18 protein-coding genes and 1 pseudogene are annotated in these 19,701 nt (G+C 74.4%); 11 read left to right on the top strand and 8 right to left on the bottom strand.

The window, feature by feature from the left end:
• Positions 1 to 24: 24 nt before the first annotated feature.
• A complete protein-coding gene (locus GEV43_RS22595) occupies positions 25 to 2,502 on the bottom strand; it encodes an FHA domain-containing protein (protein WP_160822386.1) in 2,478 nt (825 codons plus the stop codon).
• A gap of 112 nt (positions 2,503 to 2,614) precedes the next feature.
• Between GEV43_RS22595 and GEV43_RS22590 the strand changes: the two genes are divergently transcribed.
• The gene (locus tag GEV43_RS22590; protein WP_160822385.1) at positions 2,615 to 3,295 is read left to right on the top strand and encodes a DUF2993 domain-containing protein; all 681 of its coding nucleotides are present in this window, start codon (positions 2,615 to 2,617) and stop codon (positions 3,293 to 3,295) included.
• Between the two features lie 37 nt (positions 3,296 to 3,332).
• On the opposite strand, the gene GEV43_RS22585 is transcribed toward GEV43_RS22590, so the two are convergent.
• A complete protein-coding gene (locus GEV43_RS22585) occupies positions 3,333 to 3,710 on the bottom strand; it encodes a phage holin family protein (RefSeq protein ID WP_160822384.1) in 378 nt (125 codons plus the stop codon).
• Positions 3,711 to 3,892: 182 nt separating this feature from the next.
• On the opposite strand from GEV43_RS22585, the gene GEV43_RS22580 reads away from it, so the two are divergent.
• Complete coding sequence (locus tag GEV43_RS22580; protein WP_160822383.1) at positions 3,893 to 6,181, top strand: germacradienol/geosmin synthase; 2,289 nt, start codon at positions 3,893 to 3,895, stop codon at positions 6,179 to 6,181.
• 31 nt (positions 6,182 to 6,212) lie between these two features.
• On the opposite strand, the gene GEV43_RS22575 is transcribed toward GEV43_RS22580, so the two are convergent.
• Positions 6,213 to 6,707, bottom strand: coding sequence for an NADAR family protein (locus GEV43_RS22575; RefSeq protein ID WP_160822382.1), 495 nt, complete (start codon positions 6,705 to 6,707; stop codon positions 6,213 to 6,215).
• Positions 6,708 to 7,037: 330 nt separating this feature from the next.
• On the opposite strand from GEV43_RS22575, the gene GEV43_RS22570 reads away from it, so the two are divergent.
• The 6 genes from GEV43_RS22570 to GEV43_RS22545 all read left to right on the top strand — a co-directional run bounded on the left by GEV43_RS22570 (position 7,038) and on the right by GEV43_RS22545 (position 12,374).
• On the top strand, positions 7,038 to 7,787 hold the full coding sequence (locus GEV43_RS22570; protein ID WP_160822381.1) for a GAF and ANTAR domain-containing protein: 750 nt from the start codon (positions 7,038 to 7,040) through the stop codon (positions 7,785 to 7,787).
• Between the two features lie 326 nt (positions 7,788 to 8,113).
• Positions 8,114 to 9,856 carry an ATP-binding protein gene (locus GEV43_RS22565; RefSeq protein ID WP_241683009.1) on the top strand — a complete coding sequence of 581 codons (1,743 nt, stop codon included), beginning with the start codon at positions 8,114 to 8,116 and terminating at the stop codon, positions 9,854 to 9,856.
• Positions 9,853 to 10,269, top strand: coding sequence for a roadblock/LC7 domain-containing protein (locus tag GEV43_RS22560; protein ID WP_160822380.1), 417 nt, complete (start codon positions 9,853 to 9,855; stop codon positions 10,267 to 10,269). The genes GEV43_RS22565 and GEV43_RS22560 overlap by 4 nt, the downstream gene beginning before the upstream one ends.
• The gene (locus GEV43_RS22555; RefSeq protein WP_160822379.1) at positions 10,266 to 10,643 is read left to right on the top strand and encodes a DUF742 domain-containing protein; all 378 of its coding nucleotides are present in this window, start codon (positions 10,266 to 10,268) and stop codon (positions 10,641 to 10,643) included. Before GEV43_RS22560 ends, GEV43_RS22555 begins: the two co-directional genes overlap by 4 nt.
• A gap of 84 nt (positions 10,644 to 10,727) precedes the next feature.
• A complete protein-coding gene (locus tag GEV43_RS22550; protein ID WP_160822378.1) occupies positions 10,728 to 12,038 on the top strand; it encodes a cytochrome P450 in 1,311 nt (436 codons plus the stop codon).
• Positions 12,039 to 12,227: 189 nt separating this feature from the next.
• Positions 12,228 to 12,374 (top strand): hypothetical protein, encoded by a 147-nt coding sequence (locus tag GEV43_RS22545; protein ID WP_160822377.1) that lies wholly within the window; start codon positions 12,228 to 12,230, stop codon positions 12,372 to 12,374.
• A gap of 197 nt (positions 12,375 to 12,571) precedes the next feature.
• Here the strand turns inward: GEV43_RS22545 and GEV43_RS22540 are convergent, their stop codons facing one another.
• Complete coding sequence (locus tag GEV43_RS22540) at positions 12,572 to 13,450, bottom strand: hypothetical protein (protein WP_160822376.1); 879 nt, start codon at positions 13,448 to 13,450, stop codon at positions 12,572 to 12,574.
• Positions 13,451 to 13,573: 123 nt separating this feature from the next.
• Here GEV43_RS22540 and GEV43_RS22535 point away from each other — a divergent pair, with 123 nt between their 5' ends.
• From GEV43_RS22535 to GEV43_RS22525, 3 genes are all read left to right on the top strand, one after another.
• Positions 13,574 to 13,993 (top strand): DUF4259 domain-containing protein, encoded by a 420-nt coding sequence (locus GEV43_RS22535; RefSeq protein ID WP_160822375.1) that lies wholly within the window; start codon positions 13,574 to 13,576, stop codon positions 13,991 to 13,993.
• Positions 13,994 to 14,140: 147 nt separating this feature from the next.
• On the top strand, positions 14,141 to 14,521 hold the full coding sequence (locus GEV43_RS22530; protein WP_160822374.1) for a hypothetical protein: 381 nt from the start codon (positions 14,141 to 14,143) through the stop codon (positions 14,519 to 14,521).
• A 136-nt stretch (positions 14,522 to 14,657) separates the two neighbouring features.
• Entirely contained in the window at positions 14,658 to 15,707 is a 1,050-nt protein-coding gene (locus GEV43_RS22525; protein WP_160822373.1) for an LLM class flavin-dependent oxidoreductase, read from the top strand.
• A 43-nt stretch (positions 15,708 to 15,750) separates the two neighbouring features.
• Here GEV43_RS22525 and GEV43_RS22520 read toward each other — a convergent pair.
• From GEV43_RS22520 to GEV43_RS22505, 4 genes and pseudogenes are all read right to left on the bottom strand, one after another.
• A pseudogene (locus tag GEV43_RS22520) lies at positions 15,751 to 16,358 on the bottom strand (ATP/GTP-binding protein).
• A 76-nt stretch (positions 16,359 to 16,434) separates the two neighbouring features.
• Positions 16,435 to 16,812 carry a DUF742 domain-containing protein gene (locus tag GEV43_RS22515; RefSeq protein ID WP_160822372.1) on the bottom strand — a complete coding sequence of 126 codons (378 nt, stop codon included), beginning with the start codon at positions 16,810 to 16,812 and terminating at the stop codon, positions 16,435 to 16,437.
• Between the two features lie 6 nt (positions 16,813 to 16,818).
• A complete protein-coding gene (locus tag GEV43_RS22510; RefSeq protein ID WP_160822371.1) occupies positions 16,819 to 18,045 on the bottom strand; it encodes a sensor histidine kinase KdpD in 1,227 nt (408 codons plus the stop codon).
• Complete coding sequence (locus GEV43_RS22505) at positions 17,985 to 19,466, bottom strand: nitrate- and nitrite sensing domain-containing protein (RefSeq protein WP_160822370.1); 1,482 nt, start codon at positions 19,464 to 19,466, stop codon at positions 17,985 to 17,987. The genes GEV43_RS22510 and GEV43_RS22505 overlap by 61 nt, the downstream gene beginning before the upstream one ends.
• Between the last annotated feature and the right edge of the window lie 235 nt (positions 19,467 to 19,701).

Genomic DNA, 19,701 nt, shown 5'->3' with positions numbered 1-19,701 from the left:
AGCGGCGTTACGGCAGGCCCCGGATCAGCGGCGGCGGGGGCGCAGGCGGTCCAGCCGCCACCACGCGACGGCCACGAACACGACCGCGAGCGCGGCGCAGACGCCCATGTCCATCGCCCAGACCGACGCGCTGTGCTTCCACAGCGGGTCCGGGTCCTCCGCCGGGGGCGTGATGGTGTCGAGATCGACCGTCGCCGCCGCCGCGCCCATCCCCCAGCGGGACGGCGACAGCCAGGCGAGCTGCTCCAGTCCGGGCAGGCCGACGAGCCGTACGAGCGCGCCGCACAGCACGAGCTGCCCCATCGAGATCACGATGAGCAGGGGCAGCGTCTTCTCCGAGCTGTTGACCGACGCCGACACGAGCAGGCCGAGCGTCATCGACACGACGCCGAGCAGCCCCATCGACAGCATCAGCTCGGGCAGCACCGACGTGAACGTCCCGGAGGACGGCTTGTCGACCCACACCAGCCCGATCAGGACGAGCACGATCGCCTGGAGGCCGGTGATCAGGCCGAGCACCATCAGCTTGGACATCAGGTACACCCCGGCGGACAGGCCCGCGGCCCGTTCCCGCCGGTAGATCGTGCGCTCCTTGACCAGCTCGCGGACCGCGTTGCCGGTCCCGGCGAAGCACGCCGCGAACACCAGCACCATCAGCTTGGCGGCGGCGTCCTGGTTGCTCTCCGGCGGCCCGGCCAGGCCCTTGTCCGCCGGGAGCGCGGCCGTCAGCCCGCCGAGGATCAGCGGCATCACGCCGAGCAGCACCAGATAGCTCCGGTCGGACGCGATCACCGCGAGATAGCGCCGGCACAACGTGCTGAGCTGCGCGAACCGCGACTGCTGCGCCGGAGGCGGCGTCGGCGGGCGCGCCTCGGTCCGGTCGCCGCGCTGCCCCTGGGCGTACGCGACGTACCGCGCGAAACGGGGCGAGGCGCGGAACTCCGCCGCCCAGTCGCGCTCCGGATCGCGGTCGAACGCCTGGAACACCTCGGCCCAGCTCTTCTTCCCGAAGTGCGCGAGCCCCTCGTCCGGCGGGCCGTAGTACGCGAGCCGCCCGCCCGGCACGAGGACGAGCAGCCGGTCGCAGGTGTCGAGGTTGGCGACGCTGTGCGTGACGACGATGACCGTACGGCCGTCGTGCGCCAGCTCGGCCAGCATCTCCATCACGGTCTTGTCGAGCCCGGGGTCGAGGCCGGACGTCGGCTCGTCCAGGAACAGCAGCGACGGCTTGGTCAACAGCTCCAGCGCGACGCTGACCCGCTTGCGCTGCCCGCCCGACAGCCGGTCGATCCGCGTGCCCGCGTGCGGCGTGAGCCCCAGCTCGGCGAGCACCTCGTCCACGCGCTGCTCGCGCTCCTCCTTGCGGGTGTCGCCGGGGAACCGCAGCTCGGCCGCGAACAGCAGCGCCTTCCGCGTGCCGAGCTGGGTGTGCAGGATGTCCTCCTGCGGGACGAGCCCGATGCGGTGCCGCAGCTCGTCGTAGTCGGCGTACAGGTCGCGGCTGTCGTACCGGACGGTGCCCTCCGTCGCCGGCCGCGTCCCGGTCACGGCCCCCAGCAGCGTCGACTTGCCCGCGCCGCTCGGGCCGATCACCGCCACCAGCGACCGTTCGGGGATCGGGAAGCCGACGCCGTCGAGGATCACCTTGCCCTCCGGCGTCCGCACGGTGAGCCCCTCCACCGACACCGACACGTCCCCGGTGTCGACGAACTCGCGCAGCTCCTCGCCCACCAGCCGGAACGTCGCGTGCCCGACGCCGAGCAGGTCGTCCTCGCCGAACGCCGCCCGCTCGACCCGCACGCCGTTGACGTACGTCCCGTTGTGGCTGCCGAGATCGACGATCTCACGCTGTCCGGGACCGAGCGTCCGCAGCTCCGCGTGGTGCCGCGACACGACCAGATCGGACAGCACGACGTCGTTGTCCGGCGCCCGCCCGATGCGCAGCGCGCGCGGCGCGACGCGGATCACCGAGCTCGGATGCCTGTCCACACTCGGCCGCCGCGGCGGCGCCTGCCGGGGCTCCGCAGGCTCCGGACGGCGCGCGGGCGGGGCGGGCGGAACGGGCGGCGCCGGCCGGGAACGCGGCTGCGCGGGCGGCGGCTGCGGGCTCTGCACCCGCGTGCGCGGCTCCGCCTGCGGTGCCTGGGGCGGCGGCGGAACGGGCCGCGGCGGCGGGGCGTCGGCGAAGCAGTCGACGGCGGCACCGTCGGCGGGGTTGCCGAGGCGGAACGTGCGCGCACCCTCGATGAGCATGCGCTGCACGCGTCTGCCCTCGAAGAACGTGCCGTTGCTGCTCCCCGCGTCCTCGATCACCCAGCCCGTCGGACCGGCGCGGAGCACCGCGTGGTTCCACGAGACGCGGCGGTCGTCCAGGGGGATCTCGGCCGCCGGGTCGCGGCCGATCCGGTACGAGCCGCCCGGGCGCAGGCGGTGCACCCGGTCCCCCGTCCGCACGACGAGAACCGGCACGGCGGGCGATTCGGCGGAGGCTCCGGCCGTCATGTCCGGAGTGTAAGTCCTCCTCCGCGATAAGGGGAGGAATATTGACACGGCCGCTTTCGCGGAATTGAGTGAATGCCATGGCGAACCGGCCGCTCCGGTGACCGTGACACGGGTGGACCCGCTGCCGCGGCGCAGAGCGCGCCGGTGGCCGATCGTCCTCGCGTGCGTCCTGCTGCTGCTGGTCATGGCCGTGGCGGTCGCGGACCGCCTGGCGGCTGCCTACGCCGAGCGCACGATGGCCTCGGAGATCAAGAAAGAGGGATTTCCGACCACGCCGGACGTGACGATCAAAGGCGTTCCGTTCCTCACCCAGGTCGTCTCGCGCGACTTCCACGATGTAAGGCTCAAAGCGAAGAACATCGCCGAGGGCCCGTTGAACATCACCCGCCTCGACGCACGCGCACGCGACGTCCACGTCGATTCCGGCTTCCGCAGCGGAACGCTCGGCTCGGTCGACGGGTCGGCGTTCGTCAGCTTCGCCGACCTGGCGAAGGCGGGCGGCGAGCCCGCCATGGAGCTGAAGGCCGCGGGCCCCGGCAAGGTCCAGGCGAACGTCGATCTCGGCGTCACCGAGGGCACCGCGACGGCGAGCGTCACCAAAGAGGGCGGCAACATCCGGGTGAAGGCGCTGTCGGTGGAGGACTTCCCGCTGGAGGACCTCGGCGACACGCTCGACTTCACGGTCCCGGTGAGCGGGCTGCCGATGGGGCTGGCGTTCCAGAGCCTGACCGTCGGCAAGGACGGCGTCAGCCTCGCCATCACCGGCCGGAACGTGAAGTTCACCGACCAGTAGCGGCCCGCGCCCGCCCGCCGTTCGGTTTCGCCGCCGTTCAGTCGCGGTCGGTGAGGATCTCGGTGACCTGGCGGGCGGTGTCGGTCGGGAGCGGCGCCGGGTGCCCGCGCCACTTGCGCGACGCGGCGACCGCGGCGGCGCCCGCGCCGCTCCCGTAGACGGCGGTCGCGACGAGCGCGGCGACCTCGGGCGGCAGCTTCTTCTCCAGCAGCAGGACGTTCAGCCGGTACGACGCGGCGGTGGCGGCGACGCCCAGCGTGCCCGCCACGGCGGCGAGCCTGACGGCGGGCAGCCGCCGCCTCGCCTTCGACCACACCTCCCGCTGCGCGGCGTCGAGGACGTGGCGGGCGAGCGCGATGTTCTGCTCGACCGGGTCGTTCTCGTCCACTCGTTCCGGCTGGCGCGACTTGCTCATGTGCCGCCCGTACCCGGACAGGCGCGACCCATGACGCCATACGGAAATCTAACCAGCGGTAACCGGGCGAGCGCGGTACGTTGCCCGGAGCGAAGGCGCCGGCGCGCCGCCGCAGCCCGGCGCGCCGCCGACGCCCGGCGCACCACCGAACCCCGACCGCGACGGAAGGGACCTGGCCGTTCATGCGACCATTCGAGCTGCCCGAGTTCTACGTCCCGTACCCCGCGCGCCTCAACCCGCATCTGGAGCGGGCCCGCGCGCACAGCCGGGCCTGGGCCCGCGACCTCGGGATGCTGGACGAGACCCGCGACCCCGGCACCCCCGACATCTGGGACGAGCGCGCGCTGGACGCGATGGACTACGCGCTGCTGTGCGCCTACACCCATCCCGACTGCGACGCCGTCGAGCTCGACCTCATCACCGACTGGTACGTGTGGGTGTTCTACTTCGACGACCACTTCCTGGAGGTCTTCAAGCGGACCCGCGACCAGGAGGGCGCGAGGGCCTACCTCGACCGGCTCGGCGCGTTCATGGCCGACGGCGAGCCGCCCGAGCCCGTCAACGCCGTCGAGCGCGGCCTCGCCGACCTGTGGGCGCGGACGGTGCCCGCCCGGTCGCGGGCGTGGCGGCGGCGGTTCGCCGAGAGCACCGAGAACCTGCTGCGCGAGTCGCTGTGGGAGCTGGCCAACATCACCGGCGCGCGCGTGCCCAACCCGATCGAGTACGTCGAGATGCGCCGCAAGGTCGGCGGGGCGCCCTGGTCGGCCGACCTGGTCGAGCACGCCGTGGGCGCCGAGGTGCCCGAACGGGTCGCCGCGACCCGTCCGCTGCGGGTGCTGAAGGACACCTTCTCCGACGGCGTGCACCTGCGCAACGACATCTTCTCCTACCAGCGCGAGACCGAGTCCGAAGGCGAGATCAACAACTCGGTGCTGGTCGTCGAGCACTTCCTCGGCGTCGGGACGCAGCGCGCGGCCGGCCTGGTCAACGACCTGATCACCTCGCGGCTGCGGCAGTTCGAGAACACGACGCTGACCGAGCTGCCGGGCCTGTTCGAGGAGCACGGCCTCGACCCCGCCGAACGCGCCGACGTGCTCAGGTACGTCAAGGGCCTCCAGGACTGGCAGTCCGGCGGCCACGAATGGCACCTGCGCTCCAGCCGCTACATGAACGAGTCGGCCGACCGGGCCTCCGCGCCCGGCGCCCGGGTGCGGGGCCTGCTGAAGGCCGCGCACGCGTCCCGCCCGTACGTCCCGTACGGGCGCCGCGTCGGGCCGCTCGAACACCCCGACTTCCCCATGCCGTACCAGGTGGGCGACAACCCGCACTACCCGGCGGCGCGGCGCGCGGCCGTGGCGTGGTGCGAGGCGATGGGCATGTTCGGCCCGGTGCCGAGGATGGCCGAGCCGGTGTGGACGGCCGAGCAGCTCGACCGCTTCGACTTCGCGATCTGCGCGTCCGGTCTGGACCCCGACGCGTCCGCCGAGGCGCTCGCGCAGGCGACGCAGTGGCTGTGCTGGGGGACGTGGGGCGACGACTACTTCCCCGCGGTGTTCTTCCGCGACCGCGACATGGCCGGGGCCAAGCGCTTCGTCGCGCGGATACCCGCGTTCATGCCGCTGGACTGCGGCGGCACCCCGCTGCCCGAGAACCCCTTCGAACGCGGCCTCGCCGACCTGTGGTGCCGTACGGCCGAGCCGATGGCGGCGCACGACCGCGCGCGGCTGCACCGCGCGGTCGAGCTGATGGTCGACGCCTGGCTGTGGGAGCTGGCCGGGCAGATCCAGAGCCGGATCCCCGACCCGGTCGACTACCTGGAGATGCGCCGCCACGGGTTCGGCTCGGAGATGACCACCGAGCTGTCGCGGATCGAGCACGGCGCGCTCATCCCCGACGAGGTGTACGACACCCGCACGATGCGCGGGATCGAGTCGTCCGCGATGGACTACGCGTGCCTGCTGAACGACGTCTTCTCGTACCAGAAGGAGATCGAGTTCGAGCACGAGGTCAACAACGGGGTGCTGGCCGTCGAGCGGTTCCTGGAGTGCGGGCGCGACGACGCCGTCGCGATCGTCAACGACCTGATGACCGAGCGGCTGCGGCAGTTCGAGCACTTGGCTGCCGCCGAGGTGCCCGCCGTCGCCGCCGAGTTCCGCCTGAGCCGCGAGGGCCGCGCCGCCCTCGACGCCTACGTGGACGAGCTGCGCGACTGGATGGCGGGCATCTTCCGCTGGCACCACCGGACCGAGCGCTACGACGAGGCCACGCTGCACGAGCGCTTCGGCGTCCCGGACACCGACCCGTCCCCGGCGACCGGCACCGCGCCCGCCCCGCACTCGGACTCGGACGCCGAACCGGACACGGCCGTACCCTCGTCCCCGGCCGCCGCCGCGCGCGTCCTCGGCGGCCCGACCGGCCTCGGCACCTCGGCCGCGCGCCTCTACGCCGCGTTCGCGCGCTCGGCGCGCTGACCGCGACCGCCCCAGAGCCCGGGGCCGCCGGTCACGCCAGGCGGCTCCGGGCCTCCATCAACGCGAACCCGAGCAGGTTGAGCCCCTCCCAGGAGGCGGCGTCACCGGCGCGCTCGTCGTCCGCCGCGAGGCCGATGCCCCACACGCGGTCGAGCGGGCTCGCCTCGACCAGCACGCGGCGCCCCGTTCCCCTCAGGTAGTCGCCGAGGTCCCGGTGCTGGGAGAACTTGGCGACGTTGCCGCGCACCACGATCTCGAACCGGTGCTCGACCCACGTCGCCTCGTCGAACCCGCGCACCCGCCGCCCGAGGTCCTTGGCGTGCCGGGGGTGGTTCGCCGCGACGATCGCGGCGGCGCTCGCCCCGTCGCCGAACAGCCGCGCCTTCTCGGCCATCATGTAGTGCTCGGCGGTCGCGTACGTCACGCCGTCCAGCGTGAACGGCGACGACCACCACTGGCTGAGGCACCCGGGTCCGGCCGCGCCCGACCGCGGCTCCCGGTGCCCCCAGAAGAACACGAACTTCATCCGTTCCCCCGAGCCTGGAGCTCGGCGAGCCGGTCCGCGTCACGCACGGCAAGCACATCCGACATGCCCCAGACCCTCCCAGCCGCGGCCCCCGGAACGCGAGCGGATATTCCGGGCGGACGCGCCGCGGAGGGTGGTCGACGAGTCTCGCCGTCACCTCTGGACCCAGGGGACCCTGCGGCTGCGGCCGCGGTTTCGGAAAGCGCCGCCACGGGTACTGCAAGCATCTTGGACCGTGGTACGCAGGGTCGGCGAGCACGCGTTCCCGGACGGTGCGCACGCCGCCTTCACGAGTACGCGAACGCCCCCGCAGCCCAGGAGGAGACGGCAATGGTCCGGGAGGAGAGACCGCCGCGGACGTCCGTCGATCCCGCGAGCGCCATGGCCGCCGACTTCGACATCGTCGACTTCCTGGCCGTCCTGGCGGAACGCCACGCGCAGCTGCTGGAGGTGGACGCCACCGGCCTGATGCTGTCGGACCTGGACGGCCGCCTCCAGGTCACGGCGGCGACGGGCGAGGAGGCCCGCGACGGCCTCGACCGGACGGGCGGCGAGGAGGGGCCGTGGCTCGACTGCTTCCGCGCGGGCCGTCCGGTGGCGTCCGGCGACGTCGAGGCCGATCTGGAGCGCTGGCCGCGCGCGGCCCCGGCGATCCTGGACGCGGGGTTCCGGTCGGTGACGGCGCTGCCGATGCGGCTGCACGACGAGGTGATCGGCGCGACGGCGCTGTTCCGGCGGCGGCCGGGCGTGCTGGACGGCGGCCGGATCGCGGTCGGGCAGGCGCTCGGGGACGTCGCGACGGTCGGCATCCTCTACCAGCGGTCGCTGCGCGAGCAGCACGCGCTCGCCGAGCAGCTGCGCACGGCCCTGACCTCCCGGATCGTGATCGAGCAGGCCAAGGGCGTCCTCGCCGCCCGGCTCGGCGTCGGGGTGGACGAGGCGTTCGCGCGGATGCGGTCGTTCGCGCGCGGCAACAACCGCCGGCTCGCGGAGGTCGCGGCGGCCGTCGTGGACAACGCGGTGAGCGTGCGCGATCTCGCCTTCCCGGCGGGCCGGGACGACGGGGACCGCGCCCGATGATCGGAACGATCTCCGCCGGGCGTTGTTTCGACCGTTCCGGCACGCCTTAGCCCCTTTCTCGCGGGACCGGAAACACAACGCGGCATAGCGGTGCAATTCATCCCATCATTGTCGGAGCGCGATCAATTCCCGCGCCGCCGACCTGTGGCGATACCGTTCCGTACGGAAAAGACGGCAAACACGTCGGGAGCCAACCAGATCCCTTCCGGCGCCGCCTGAATTTTGGCCGGAACGACGCCCGCCCGCATTCGGAATGATGCATCCTACGGTTCGTGCCCGCCTCCATTCCCTCCGTCGGCCGAGGCCGTTGCCAAGGATCCGCGCCCATGCCAGCACACCTGTCCCCCGACCATCCGATGGAACGGACGCCGCCGGAACACCTGCCGCGCGCACACGGCCCGCTCGAACGGTCGCCGCTGGAACGGGCGCTGCTCGCGTGGGTGGTCGCGGTGACCGTCGTCGGCGCCGCGTGGCTGGGCTCGGTGTTCGCGGCCTCGCCCGAGACCAAGGCGTTCGTCGCGTGGGCGGGCGGCGGCGCCGCGCTCGTGCTGTGCGCCGCCGTCGCGGTGGCCGCCTACCACGCCGCCCTGGCCCGGCCGCTGCGCGCGAGGCTCGCCGAGGCCGAGGGCTCCGCCGCCCGCCTCGAACGCCAGATCGGCGAGCTGGCCGACGGCCCGCTCCCCCAGGCGATCCGCCTCGTCCGGCAGGGCGCCCTGCCCGAGGAGGCGCTCGCGAGCCTGCCGCGGCCCTCCAGCCCCTCGCTCCAGCGCGTGCTGAACGGCGTCGTCCACGAGGTCGCCTCCGCCGAGCGCGCCGCCGCCGAGGCGCAGGCGGACCTCGCGGTGCTGGAGGAGCAGGCGGCGTTCTTCGCCGACACCACCCTGCCCGCCGTCGGCGCGAAGCTCCGCGGCATGCGCAGGTCGCCCGACGCCGTCCTCACCGAGACCGAGCCGCCCTCCCACCCGCTCGTGCGGCGGCTCCTGGAGACCACCGTGCACACCATCGCCGAGGGCGAACGCTCCGGCGCGTTCACGAGGATCGCGTGCGCGCACGCCGCGTCGCGCGTGCAGGCGGCGGTGACGCGGATGCTCGCGCAGCTCCGCGAGCTCCAGTTCCGGTTCGGCGAGGAGCCGTTCTTCGCCGACCTGCTGGACCTGGACCACGGCGTCTCGCAGATCGGCCGGACCGCCGACGGCATCGCGGTGCTGAGCGGCGGCCGGACGGGCCGGCGCTGGACCAAGCCGATCCGGATGGAGAGCATCCTGCGCGGCGCCATGGGCCGCATCGCCGACTACCGCCGCCTCCGGCTGCACTACAGCAGCACCGCGCACGTCGCCGGGTTCGCCGCCGAGGGGGTGATGCACGCGCTCGCCGAGCTGATGGACAACGCGACGATGTTCTCCTCGCGCGACACCGAGGTGCACGTGTACGTCGAGGAGGAGGACGCGGGCGTCGTCGTGCTGATCGAGGACAGCGGGCACGGCATGCGGCACCGCGAGCGGGCCCGCGCCGAACGGCTGGTGACCGCGCCCCTCGAAGTGGCCAACCTGCCCGGGACCCGGCTCGGCCTCGCGGTGGTCGGCCGCCTCGCGGTCAGGTACGGGCTGAGGGTCAGCTTCCGGCCGTCCTCGCGCGGCGGGCTCGGCGTGGTGGTGCTGATCCCGCGGCGGCTCGTCGTTCCGCCGAAGGACCCCTTCGACGCCGACGTGCCGTCCGCGCTCGACGGGTACGCCCACCGCGCCGGTCCGATCACCGGCAACACGGGCTTCTCGTCCGCGCCCGTCCACGACGCGCCGCACGCGACCGCCGCGTCCGGGACGGCGCGGATCGAGGCCGGGGCGCTCGACCTGCCGAAACGGCCGCGCGGCGAGAGCCTCGTCGGCGTCGCCGGCATCGACGGCGCGGCGCCGGAGCCCGCGGCGGCCGAGTCGGCCCGGAGCGACGCGGGGCGGTTCGCCGCGTTCCGCGGGGCGGGCCGTTCCCCCGGCGAAGACCTTGGCGGGGCCCCGGACGGCGCCTCCGCCACCGGCGACGGCACCGAGGCACAGGACACGGGACGGGACCGATGAGCATCGAGGGAACGCGGCGGCCCGACTGGACGCTGGACGGCCTGGTGGCGCGCGCCCCGGGCGTCCGGCACGTCCTCGTGCTGTCCCAGGACGGCCTGAAGGTCCGCTTCACCGCGGGCCTGGACGAGGACCGCGCCGACCGGCTCGCGGCCGTCGCCTCCGGCGTCCAGAGCCTCGCGGTCAGCGCGTCCGCCGAGTTCGGCGAGGGGATCGGGTCCGGGCAGTCGATGGTGGAGTTCCGCGGCGGCGTCCTGCTGATCGTCCCCGCCGGAGAGGGCGCGCACCTCGCCGTGGTCGCCGAGGCGGACGCCGACGTCGGCCGGGTCGGGCGCGCGATGAACGAGCTGGTCGAGCGGGCCGGCGGGCTGCTGACCGCGCCCCCGCGCCGGCGGGACGGCGCCCGCCCGGCATGAGCCCGCGACCCGTCGACGGCGAGGACCCGGACCGGATGCACGCGGTCACGGGGGGACGCGCGCGGCCGGAGGGCGCCGCGCCGCCCCCGGTCCCGATCGACCTGGCGACGCTCGCCGTCGCCGAGACCGGCGACGTGCCCGGCGGGCCGTCCGAGCACGCCCTGATCCTGCGGCTGTGCCGGCGCCGTCCGGTCGCCGTGGCGGAGCTGGCGGCCCGCCTGGGGCTGCCGGCCGGCGCGGTGCGGATCCTCCTGCGCGACCTGCTGGAGGCGGGCCTCGTCTCCCTCCGCGACCCCGCCCCCGCGCCCGCCGCGCGGCCCTCCGCCGACCTGGACACCCTGAAGCAGGTGCTCATTGGACTGCACCAGCTCTGACCCGCCGCTCCCGGTGGTGGAGGCGCCGCCGCGCGCCGCCCGCCTCCACGACCCGTCCGCAGCCGCAGCACCGGAGACCGCACCGTGACGAATCCAACGGCACCGCCGCCCGCCTCCCCGCAGGAGCCCGCCGCCGCCGACCCGCCCGCCCCGCGGAACGAGCCCGCGGAGCCGGTCCGGCTGTGCGGGGCGCGGCTCGCGGGCGACCCGGGCGAGCTGCACCGGTCGCTGCGGCAGCGGCACGGCCCGGTCGTGCCGGTGCTGCTGGACGGCGACGTCCCCGCCTGGTTCGTCCTCGGCTACCGCGAGGTCGGCCACGTCGCCGGGAACCCGCGGCTGTTCGCGCGCGACTGCCGGCGCTGGAACGCCCGGGAGCTCGTTCCCGACGACTGGCCGCTGATGCCGCACGTCGGCTGGACGCCGTCGGTGACGTTCGCCGAAGGGGCCGAGCACCGGCGCCGCACGGGCGCGATCGGCGACGCCCTGGACCGGGTCGAACGGTCCGCGCTGACGCTGGTCTGCGAGCGGGCCGCCGACCGGCTCCTGCGCGCGTTCTCCGGCGACGGCGAGGCCGACCTGGTCGCGCAGTACGCGCACCGGTTCCCGCTGCACGTCCTCGCCGAGCTGTACGGGCTGCCGCGCGGCGACATCCCGGTCCTCGCGCAGGACGTCGCCGAGTCGCTGGACGCGGACGGCAAGGCCGCGCGGGCGCGCGAGCGGATCCGGGACCGGATGGCGCGGCTCGTCGCCGAGCGGCGCGCGGCCCCGGCGAGGGACGTCCCGTCCCGGCTGGTCGAGCACCCCGCCGGGCTGACCGACGAGGAGATCACGCTCGACCTGCTGGCGGTGACGGCCGCCGCGCACCAGCGGACCGGCGACTGGATCGGCAACGCGCTGCGGCTGATGCTGGTGGACGACCGGTTCTCGATGTCGATGCAGGGCGGCAGGGGCGGCGTCTCGCAGGCGCTGAACGAGGCGCTGTGGGAGGACGCCCCCGCGCGGAACCTCATCGGCCGCTGGGCCGTGCACGACTGCGACCTCGGCGGACGGCGCGTCCGCCGCGGCGACCTGCTGGTGCTCGGGCTCGCCGCCGCCGGCGCCGACCCCCGGGTGCGGCCCGGCTCCTACACCGACCACGGGCCCGGCGCGAACCGGGCGCACCTGTCGTTCGGGCACGGCGAGCACGGCTGCCCGTTCCCCGCGCCGGAGCTGGCCGAGACCATGTCCAGGACCGCCGTCGAGGTGCTGCTCGACCGGCTCCCGGACGTGGCGCTGGCCGTACCGCCGGAGCGGCTGGAGTGGCGGCCGTCGGCGTCGGTGCGGGGCCTGCGCGCGCTGCCCGCCGTCTTCTCCCCCGTCATCCAGGACATGACGGCCTGGGACGACGACTTCTAGCTCGGACGGGATGCCGGGAATGTCTCGCGGGGTCGCGGCGCTCCCCATGACGACGGCCTCCCGCCGCGCGCGGCAGGCGGTCCCTAGCACAGCGGGATCGGTACGCAGGTCTAGACCATTTTGCGGACCAGGGGTGGGTATCCGGGAAGATCTTCATAATCGAGGTTCCACGGGAGGACAGCAGCAACCATGAGCAACGCACTGGCGAACCCTCGTCGCACCAAGCTGGACGCGTGGCCCGAGCGCCGCACGCTCGACTCGGAGTCCGAGCAGGGCGTCCTGCCCACCGACTCCTCCGAGACGTCCGCGACCGAGGACGAGCGCACCGGCCACTGAGTCCGGTCACGACGCGCGGGGTCCCTTCCACACCGGAAGGGACCCCGCGCGTCTCCCATCCCGCACCGATCGGGCCCCCGACGGCCGTCCTGTCCGCGTACCGGTGCCGTACCACCGCAGGCCGCGCCGCCGGGCGATCCGCCGCGCCGCGGTGGTCTTCCCGGCGCCTGCGCGGGGCAACCGGCCGTGCCGGTCGTTCAGGGGAGCGGGAGGCGGGCGGTGTGGAGGCCCTCGTCGGTGGCCGCGAGGACGATGCCGGTGGGGGTCAGGGCGATGGCGTTCGGCGGGACGGACAAGGGCAGCTCGTGGAGGGGCCGGACACACGACAGGTCCCAGGTGAGGAGGCGGCCCGGGTGGGCCGTGACGAACACCGGGCGGTCGCCCACGGACGCGGCGGCCAGTTGGGCGGCCGGATCCGGGAGGGAACGCTCGGCGAGGGGCTCGCCGGTCGTCAGGTCGTGGACGAGCAGGCGGCCCGGCGCGGTGTGCGCGAGGGCCGTCCCCGCGACGGCGTGCAGGTCGCCCGGCGACGGGTGCCGGGCCACCTCCTCGCCCCGGGACGTGTCGAGGACGCAGACGCAGCGGCCGTCGACGGGGCGTTCGCGATCGGTGTCGCAGGCGAGCGCGATGAGGCCGCCCGCGGACGAGAGCCGGTGGCCGATCGCGGAACGGTGGCCGAGCCACACCGTGAAGTCGCGCAGGTGCTCGCCCGTACGGGCGTCCCAGGTGGAGACCCGGGCGTCGTGGGCGGGGCCGGAGACGGCGACGACGGCGGTACGGCCGTCCGGCGCGGCGAGGCCCAGCAGGTCCGGGACGGACGGCGGCTCGATGGTGATCTCGTCCCGGCCGCAGAGGACGTGCACGCGGTCGCGGTGCGTCCAGGCGAGAACGTCGGCGAACGCCCAGTCGCCGAGGTCGGGGACGGGCGGGCCGACGGGGCGGCCGGCGGCCGGGTCCCAGAGCTGACCGATGCTGGCCGCGTGGTCGCGGCGGGAGGCGAACGCCAGCGTCGGCCCGGCGGCGCACCCGTCGAACTCTCCAGGTGCGAGGAGCTGGACGGGGAGGCATACCGGCACGTGACGGAGGCTAGGGCACCCCGGGCGCCTCGTTCCACCTGGTAGGGAAATCCTGGCGGCTAGTCGTTGTCCGTCCGCTCCGCTAGGTTCCTCCCTCAACGACTGCAATGAGGAGGAGCGCGCATGGGTGCCTGGGGGCATGGTCCGTTCGAGAACGACTCGGCGATGGACTTCGTCGGGGATCTGGCCGACGGGCCGGCCGAGGAGGTGCCCGAAGGGCTGCGTTCGGCGATGGCCGACATGCTGGAGGCCGGCGACTACCTGGAGGGGCCGGACGTGGAGGCGGCGATCGCGGCGGCGTGCCTGGTCGCGGCGCGGCTGGAGCCGTCGATCAAGATCGGCGGCAGCGCCGGGGAGTACCTGGAGGGCATGGAGTTCACCCCCGACGAGCCGCTGCGCGAGCTGGCCTCCCGCACGTTCGCGCGGGCGCTCGACCCGAGCGACAACGAATGGTACGACCTGTGGGCCGACGGCGGCGGGTTCACCAAGGTGCAGGCGGCGATCGCGCCGTTCCGCAAGGCCGTCGCGCACGGCCGCAACTGAGCCGCGCACGGCCGCGACCGACCGGCGGGCGCGGCCCCCGCGGTCCGCGCGGTCAGCCGCCCGTGGCCCCGCGGACGGTGGCGGCCCCGCGCCCGGCATGGTGGACTGGGCGTACGTCCCCATCCCTTCTCGCACGGGAGCACGCGGATGTCCGACCCGATGACGCTCGCCATCGCCACCGCCGCAGCGGGCAAGGTCGTGGAGGTCGCGGGCGAGCCCGCGCGCGAGGCCGTCGCGGCGCTGGTCCGCAGGATCCGCGAGCGGTTCCGCGGCGACCACCTCTCCGAGCAGATCCTGGAGGGCGCGGCCCGCGACCCCGACTCCCCCGAACGGCTCGCGGAGCTGGACGAGGCGATCGCCCGCACGCGCGAGCTCGACCCGGCCTTCGACGAGGAGGTCCGCGCCCTGTGGGACCGGGTGCGCACGGACGCGTCGGCGAGCGGCGACGGGGTCACCAACGTCTTCAACGGCCGCGCCGACAAGGTCGTCCAGGCCCGCGACATCCACGGCGGCCTCCACCTCGGCTAGCCGCGCCCGGCGCCGGGAATTAACTCGTTGTGGGCATTGCGTACCGCTTCGTCGCCGTGCAAGCTTGAGTGCCGTTGATCAAGCCTCCGGCCCCCGCCGGAAGCGTTCCCCCTTCATCGACGAAGTCAGGAGAACGGTGAAGTTCAGCTACGCGATGCTCCCCGACTACCCGCTGAACGAGTCCCTCGCCTCGATCAGGCTCGCCGACGAGCTCGGCTTCCACGCCGTGTACGCCGCCGACGAGCCGTGGCACAAGGACCTGTGGCTGCTGTTCGCGGCGGCCGCCGCCCAGACCTCCCAGATCCGCCTCGGCCCGAGCGTGTCCGCCGTCACGCTCCGCGAGCCGACGCTCATCGCCCAGGCCGCCGCGACGCTGGACGAGCTGACCGGCGGGCGCGCTGAGGTGGTGCTCGGCAGCGGCAACTTCGGGGTGCTCGCCCAGTACAAGATCGACTGGACGAAGACCAAGCCGCTCACCCGCGTCAAGGAGGCCGTCGAGGTCGTCCGGACGCTGCTGGACCAGGGCACCATCACCCGCGACGGCGAGTTCTACTCCTACGACGGGCTGTTCACCTTCGCCCGGCCCGTCCAGGAGCACCTGCCCGTGAAGATCGGCGCGATGCGCGGGCCGAAGTCGTTCGAGGCGGCCGGTGAGCTGTCCGACGGCGTCCACCACGCGCTCAGCTACACCCGCGAGGCGTACGAGTACGCCGTGAAGCACACCCGCGCGGGCGCCGAGCGGGCGGGCAAGGACTGGAAGACGCTCGACATCGGCGCCTGGGTCGTGTTCGCGACCGGGCGCGACTCGGCCGCCGCGAAGGAGGCCGCCCGCAGCATGGTCGGCCTCTACGCCTCCGCGATGCCCGAGGAGCAGCTCCTGCGCAACGGCGTGGACCCGAAGGACATGGCCCCGATCATCGAGGCCGTCGGCGCGGGCGACCTGCCGAAGGCGATCGAGCTGACCACCCCGGAGATCACCGAGAAGCTGTCGCTGGCCGGCACCCCGGACGAGGTCGTCGCCAAGATCCGGCGCGAGATCGAGCCGACCGGCGTCAACCACCTGATCGCGGCGATCACCGACGCGACCCTGGTGAAGGGCTTCACCGGCCGCGAGGTCGAGGGCGTCGCCGACGTGGACACCCAGCTCCGGCTGATCCACGACGAGGTCATGCCCGCGTTCGCCTGAGGCGCGGCGCGGCGGGCACGGCGGGCGTGCCGGACTCCTGGGCTCAGGAGACCGGCACGCCCGTGTCGTGCTGCCGCTTGTGCACCGCGAGGACGTGCCGGACGAGCGTCGTCAGCACCTCCTTGCCGGACGTCCGCTCGCGCACGTCGCACAGCACCACCGGCAGGTCCGCGGACAGGTCGAGCGCCTCGCGGATCTCGTCGGAGGTGTAGTCGTAGCCGTCCTCGAAGCAGTTCACCCCGACGACGAACGGCAGGCCGCGGCTCTCGAAGTAGTCCACCGCGGGGAAGCAGTCGGCGAGGCGGCGCGTGTCGGCGAGCACCACGGCGCCGAGCGCGCCGTACGACAGCTCGTCCCACATGAACCAGAACCGGTCCTGCCCCGGCGTGCCGAACAGGTAGAGGACGAGCCCGTCGCGGATCGTGATGCGGCCGAAGTCCATCGCGACCGTGGTGGTCGTCTTCTGCTCCACGCCCTCGGTGTCGTCCACGCCGACGCCCTTGTCGGTCAGCAGCTCCTCGGTCTGGAGGGCGTGATCTCGCTGACGGCGCCGACCAGCGTGGTCTTGCCGACGCCGAAGCCCCCCGCGACGAGGATCTTCACCGCGACCGGCACCGCCGGCCCGCCGCCTTCGGCGGGCCCGCTCCCCAGACCCCTGGGCTTCGACCGGCGGCTCTTGCTTCCTGGGGCGGACCCCCAGACCCCCTGGGCTTCGCCCGATTCCGGTTCAGAGGGCTTGGAGACCATGCAGCACTTCCCTGAGCAGACGTTCCTTGGAGAGCGAGCTCTCCTCCTGGGGACGGGTCACCGTGATGAGCCGGTGGTGGAGCAGGTCGCCGAGCAGCACCCGGACGACGACCAGCGGCAGCCGGAGCTTGGCCGCGACCTCCGCGACCGGCTGCGGCTGGAGGCACATCTCCAGGATGTAGAGGTGCTCGGGCCCGATCCCGGGCGTGCCCGACCTCGGCCGCGCCGCCGTCGAGACGATCGTGATCATGTCGAAGCTCTCGCGCGTGGCCGGGCGGGCACGGCCGCGCGTCAGCGCGTACGACCGGACGAGGGGCCCGGCCTCCTCATCGATCCACTCGCTCCCGGGTCCGGTCATCGGACGTCACGAATCCTCGTCATCGCTCGCCGCCGTCTCGGCGCGACCGCGCCGGGTGCCCTGCTGGATGGCCGACATCATCGTCCGCAGCTCCTCCGGGGAGCGTTCCGGGGCCCGCGGTCCGGGTGCCGCGGGCGCCTGTTCCTGAGCCTCGTCGCGCAGCTGCGCGGCGAGGTTCTCCTGCCGGACCCGCTTCGGCAGCGCCGGACGCTCGCTCCGGCCGCCGCCGCTCGCGGGCCGTCGCCTGACCTCGCGCGGCGACCGCGGGAGCCGCGGCTCGCCCTGCTGCCGCGGCTGCGGCGGGGGCGGGCCCTGGATCGGCTCCTCGAATACCGTACGGGACGCGGCGGCGACGTCGGCGGGATTCGCGGTCTCACCCTCCGGTGCGCCGGCGCCGAACGGCTGGGCCGGGAGCGGTCCCGTGCCGAGCGGATCGCCCCCGAACGGGCTCGCGGCCGGTCCGCCCGGCGCCGGCGCGGAAGGCGGCCCTCCCGGGGTCTGCGGGCCCTGCAGGTGCTCCGGGGCGGACGCGTTCTGCGGCGGGACGTTGTACGGCCCGGTGGGCGGCCCGTCCTGGACGGTCTCGTACGAGCCCGAGTGCGTCGAGCCCCCGTACGGTCCGGCGGCGTGCCGTCCCGTCGGCAGTTGCAGCACCGACCCGCCCTGCGGGCCGCCGGGCCCGGCCGGGGCGCCCGGTCCGAGCTCGGCGACGCCGTGGCGCCGGCCGCCGACGACCGCGCCGACCGGGAGGAGCGCGTCCTCGGCGCGGCGGGTGGTGACCGGGGCGCCGTCGAGCGCCTCGGCGTCGCCGCGCACCACCAGGTCCTCGGGCAGCAGCACGATCGCGGCCATCCCGCCGTACGGCGAGGTGCGCAGCGTGACCTTGATGCCGTGCCGGTGCGCGAGGCGGCCGACGACGAACAGGCCGAGCTGCGCGCTGTCGGACAGGTCGAACTCGGCGGCCGTCGCGAGCCGCTCGTTGGCGGCGGCGAGGCTCGCCTCGTCCATGCTGAGGCCGCGGTCCTCGACCTCCAGGGTGAAGCCGTGCGCGACGGCCTGCCCGTGGACCTGCACGGTGGTGTGCGGCGGCGAGAACGACGCGGCGTTCTCGATCAGCTCGGCGAGCAGGTGGATGACGTCGGCGACGGCGGGGCCGACGACCGCGGCCTGGCTCATCGGCGCGACGTTGACCCGGGTGTAGTCCTCGACCTCGGACGCGGCGGCGCGGGCCACGTCGACGATCGCGACGGGCTGCGCCAGCCGCGGCCGGGCGCCTGCCCGGACAGGATGATCAGGCCCTCCGCGTGCCGGCGCATGCGGGTCGCGAGGTGGTCGACGCGGAACAGGTCCTCCAGGTCGTCCGGCGCCTCGATGCGGCGCTCCATCGCGTCGAGCAGGTTGAGCTGGCGGTGCAGGAGCGTCTGGCTGCGGCGGGCGAGGTTGACGAACACGTCGCTGACGCTGCGGCGCAGCGCGGCCTCCTCGACCGCGCCCTGGATCGCGGTGCGGCGCGCGGCGTTGAACGCGTCGCCGACCTGGTCGATCTCGCGGGTGCCGAACGCGAGCGGCGGCGCCTCGGCCGCGACGTCGACCTCCTCGCCGCGGCGCAGCCGCTGGATCACGCCGGGCAGCCGGACGTCGGCGAGGTCGAGGGCCTCGCGGCGCAGCCGGGCCAGCTCGCGGATGACCGAGCGGGCGACCCAGACCGCGAGGACGAGCGAGGCGACGACCGCGACGAGCCCGAGCGCGCCGGCGAGCACGACCCGCTGGATGATGGCGTCGGAGATCGGCTTGGCGCGCCGCTCGGCGGACGCCGCCACCGACAGCTCCAGCCCGCGCAGGCGGGTGAGGTTGGAGTCGGCGGTGGTCTTCCACAGCACGCTCGCCGCGCCCTTGGACCGGACGAGCCGGGCCGAGGCGACGAAGCGGTCCTCCAGCGCGCGCAGCCGCCCGGACTCGGGCATCGCGGCGACCCGCTGGTAGTAGCTCTGGTCCTCCGCGCGCAGCTCGCCCGCGGTGAAGGTGTAGAGGGACCGCTGCGTGCCGACGAGCTTGACGAAGTCGGCGTGCTCGGCGGCGGTCATCCGCCCGGCGGCGAGCGCGCCGGCGAGCAGCGCGTCCTCCTGCGCGAGCGTCTCGCGGGCGCGGCCGAGCGCGGCCTGGTTGCGGGCGTCCTTGGCGACCTCGGAGTTGTCCAGCGTCGACAGCGACGACTGGAGCGTGCCGATGTCGCTGATCAGCGCGCTGTAGTCGGCGAACGAGCGGGCCCGCCCGGTCGCGCCGGAGTCGATGCCGCGGCGGCCCGCGGCGAGCGCGTCCAGCCCGGCGCCGATCTTGTCGGCGAGCCGGCGGGCCTGCGCGGGCGCGGCGTCCCTGGCGCCCTGGTCGCGCACGAGGCCGCGGAACAGGTCGGCCTGCCGGTCGGTGACCAGCCGCGCGGACTCCATCGAGGCGCGGTCGCCGTCGGTGCGCCCGCCGAGGTAGACCATCGACTGGCGGCGCTCGGCCTGGAGCGCGCTGCCGAGCGCGCCCGACGGGTAGCCGAAGTGCTCCTGGACGGTCTTGACGTGCCGCAGGTTGAGGCCCTCGCCGAGCGCGATGCTGGCGGCGAACGCCCAGAGCACGCCGAGCGCGACCACCGACACGGTGACCATGAGGACGACCTTGAACCGGATCGACCTGAACCGACCGGCCTTCGGGCCGTCGCGCCGGTGGCTGACGGCTGGCTCGGTTCGGCGGCCTCGGGTTAGCACGGCGACTGCATCTCTCCGGTCGGCGGGGGACGTGTTGACGGGATGGTGCGCGGGCGCGCGCCCGGCCGCGGCCGGACGGCTCCCGCGGACGCCTCGCGCGGAACGCTGGGGAACGCTGCGGAGCGGTTCGCACGGA

This window comes from Actinomadura sp. J1-007 (assembly GCF_009793335.1).
GTDB classification, from domain to species: Bacteria; Actinomycetota; Actinomycetes; order Streptosporangiales; family Streptosporangiaceae; genus Spirillospora; species Spirillospora yumaensis.
This window is presented reverse-complemented; position numbering and strand designations above follow the sequence as displayed.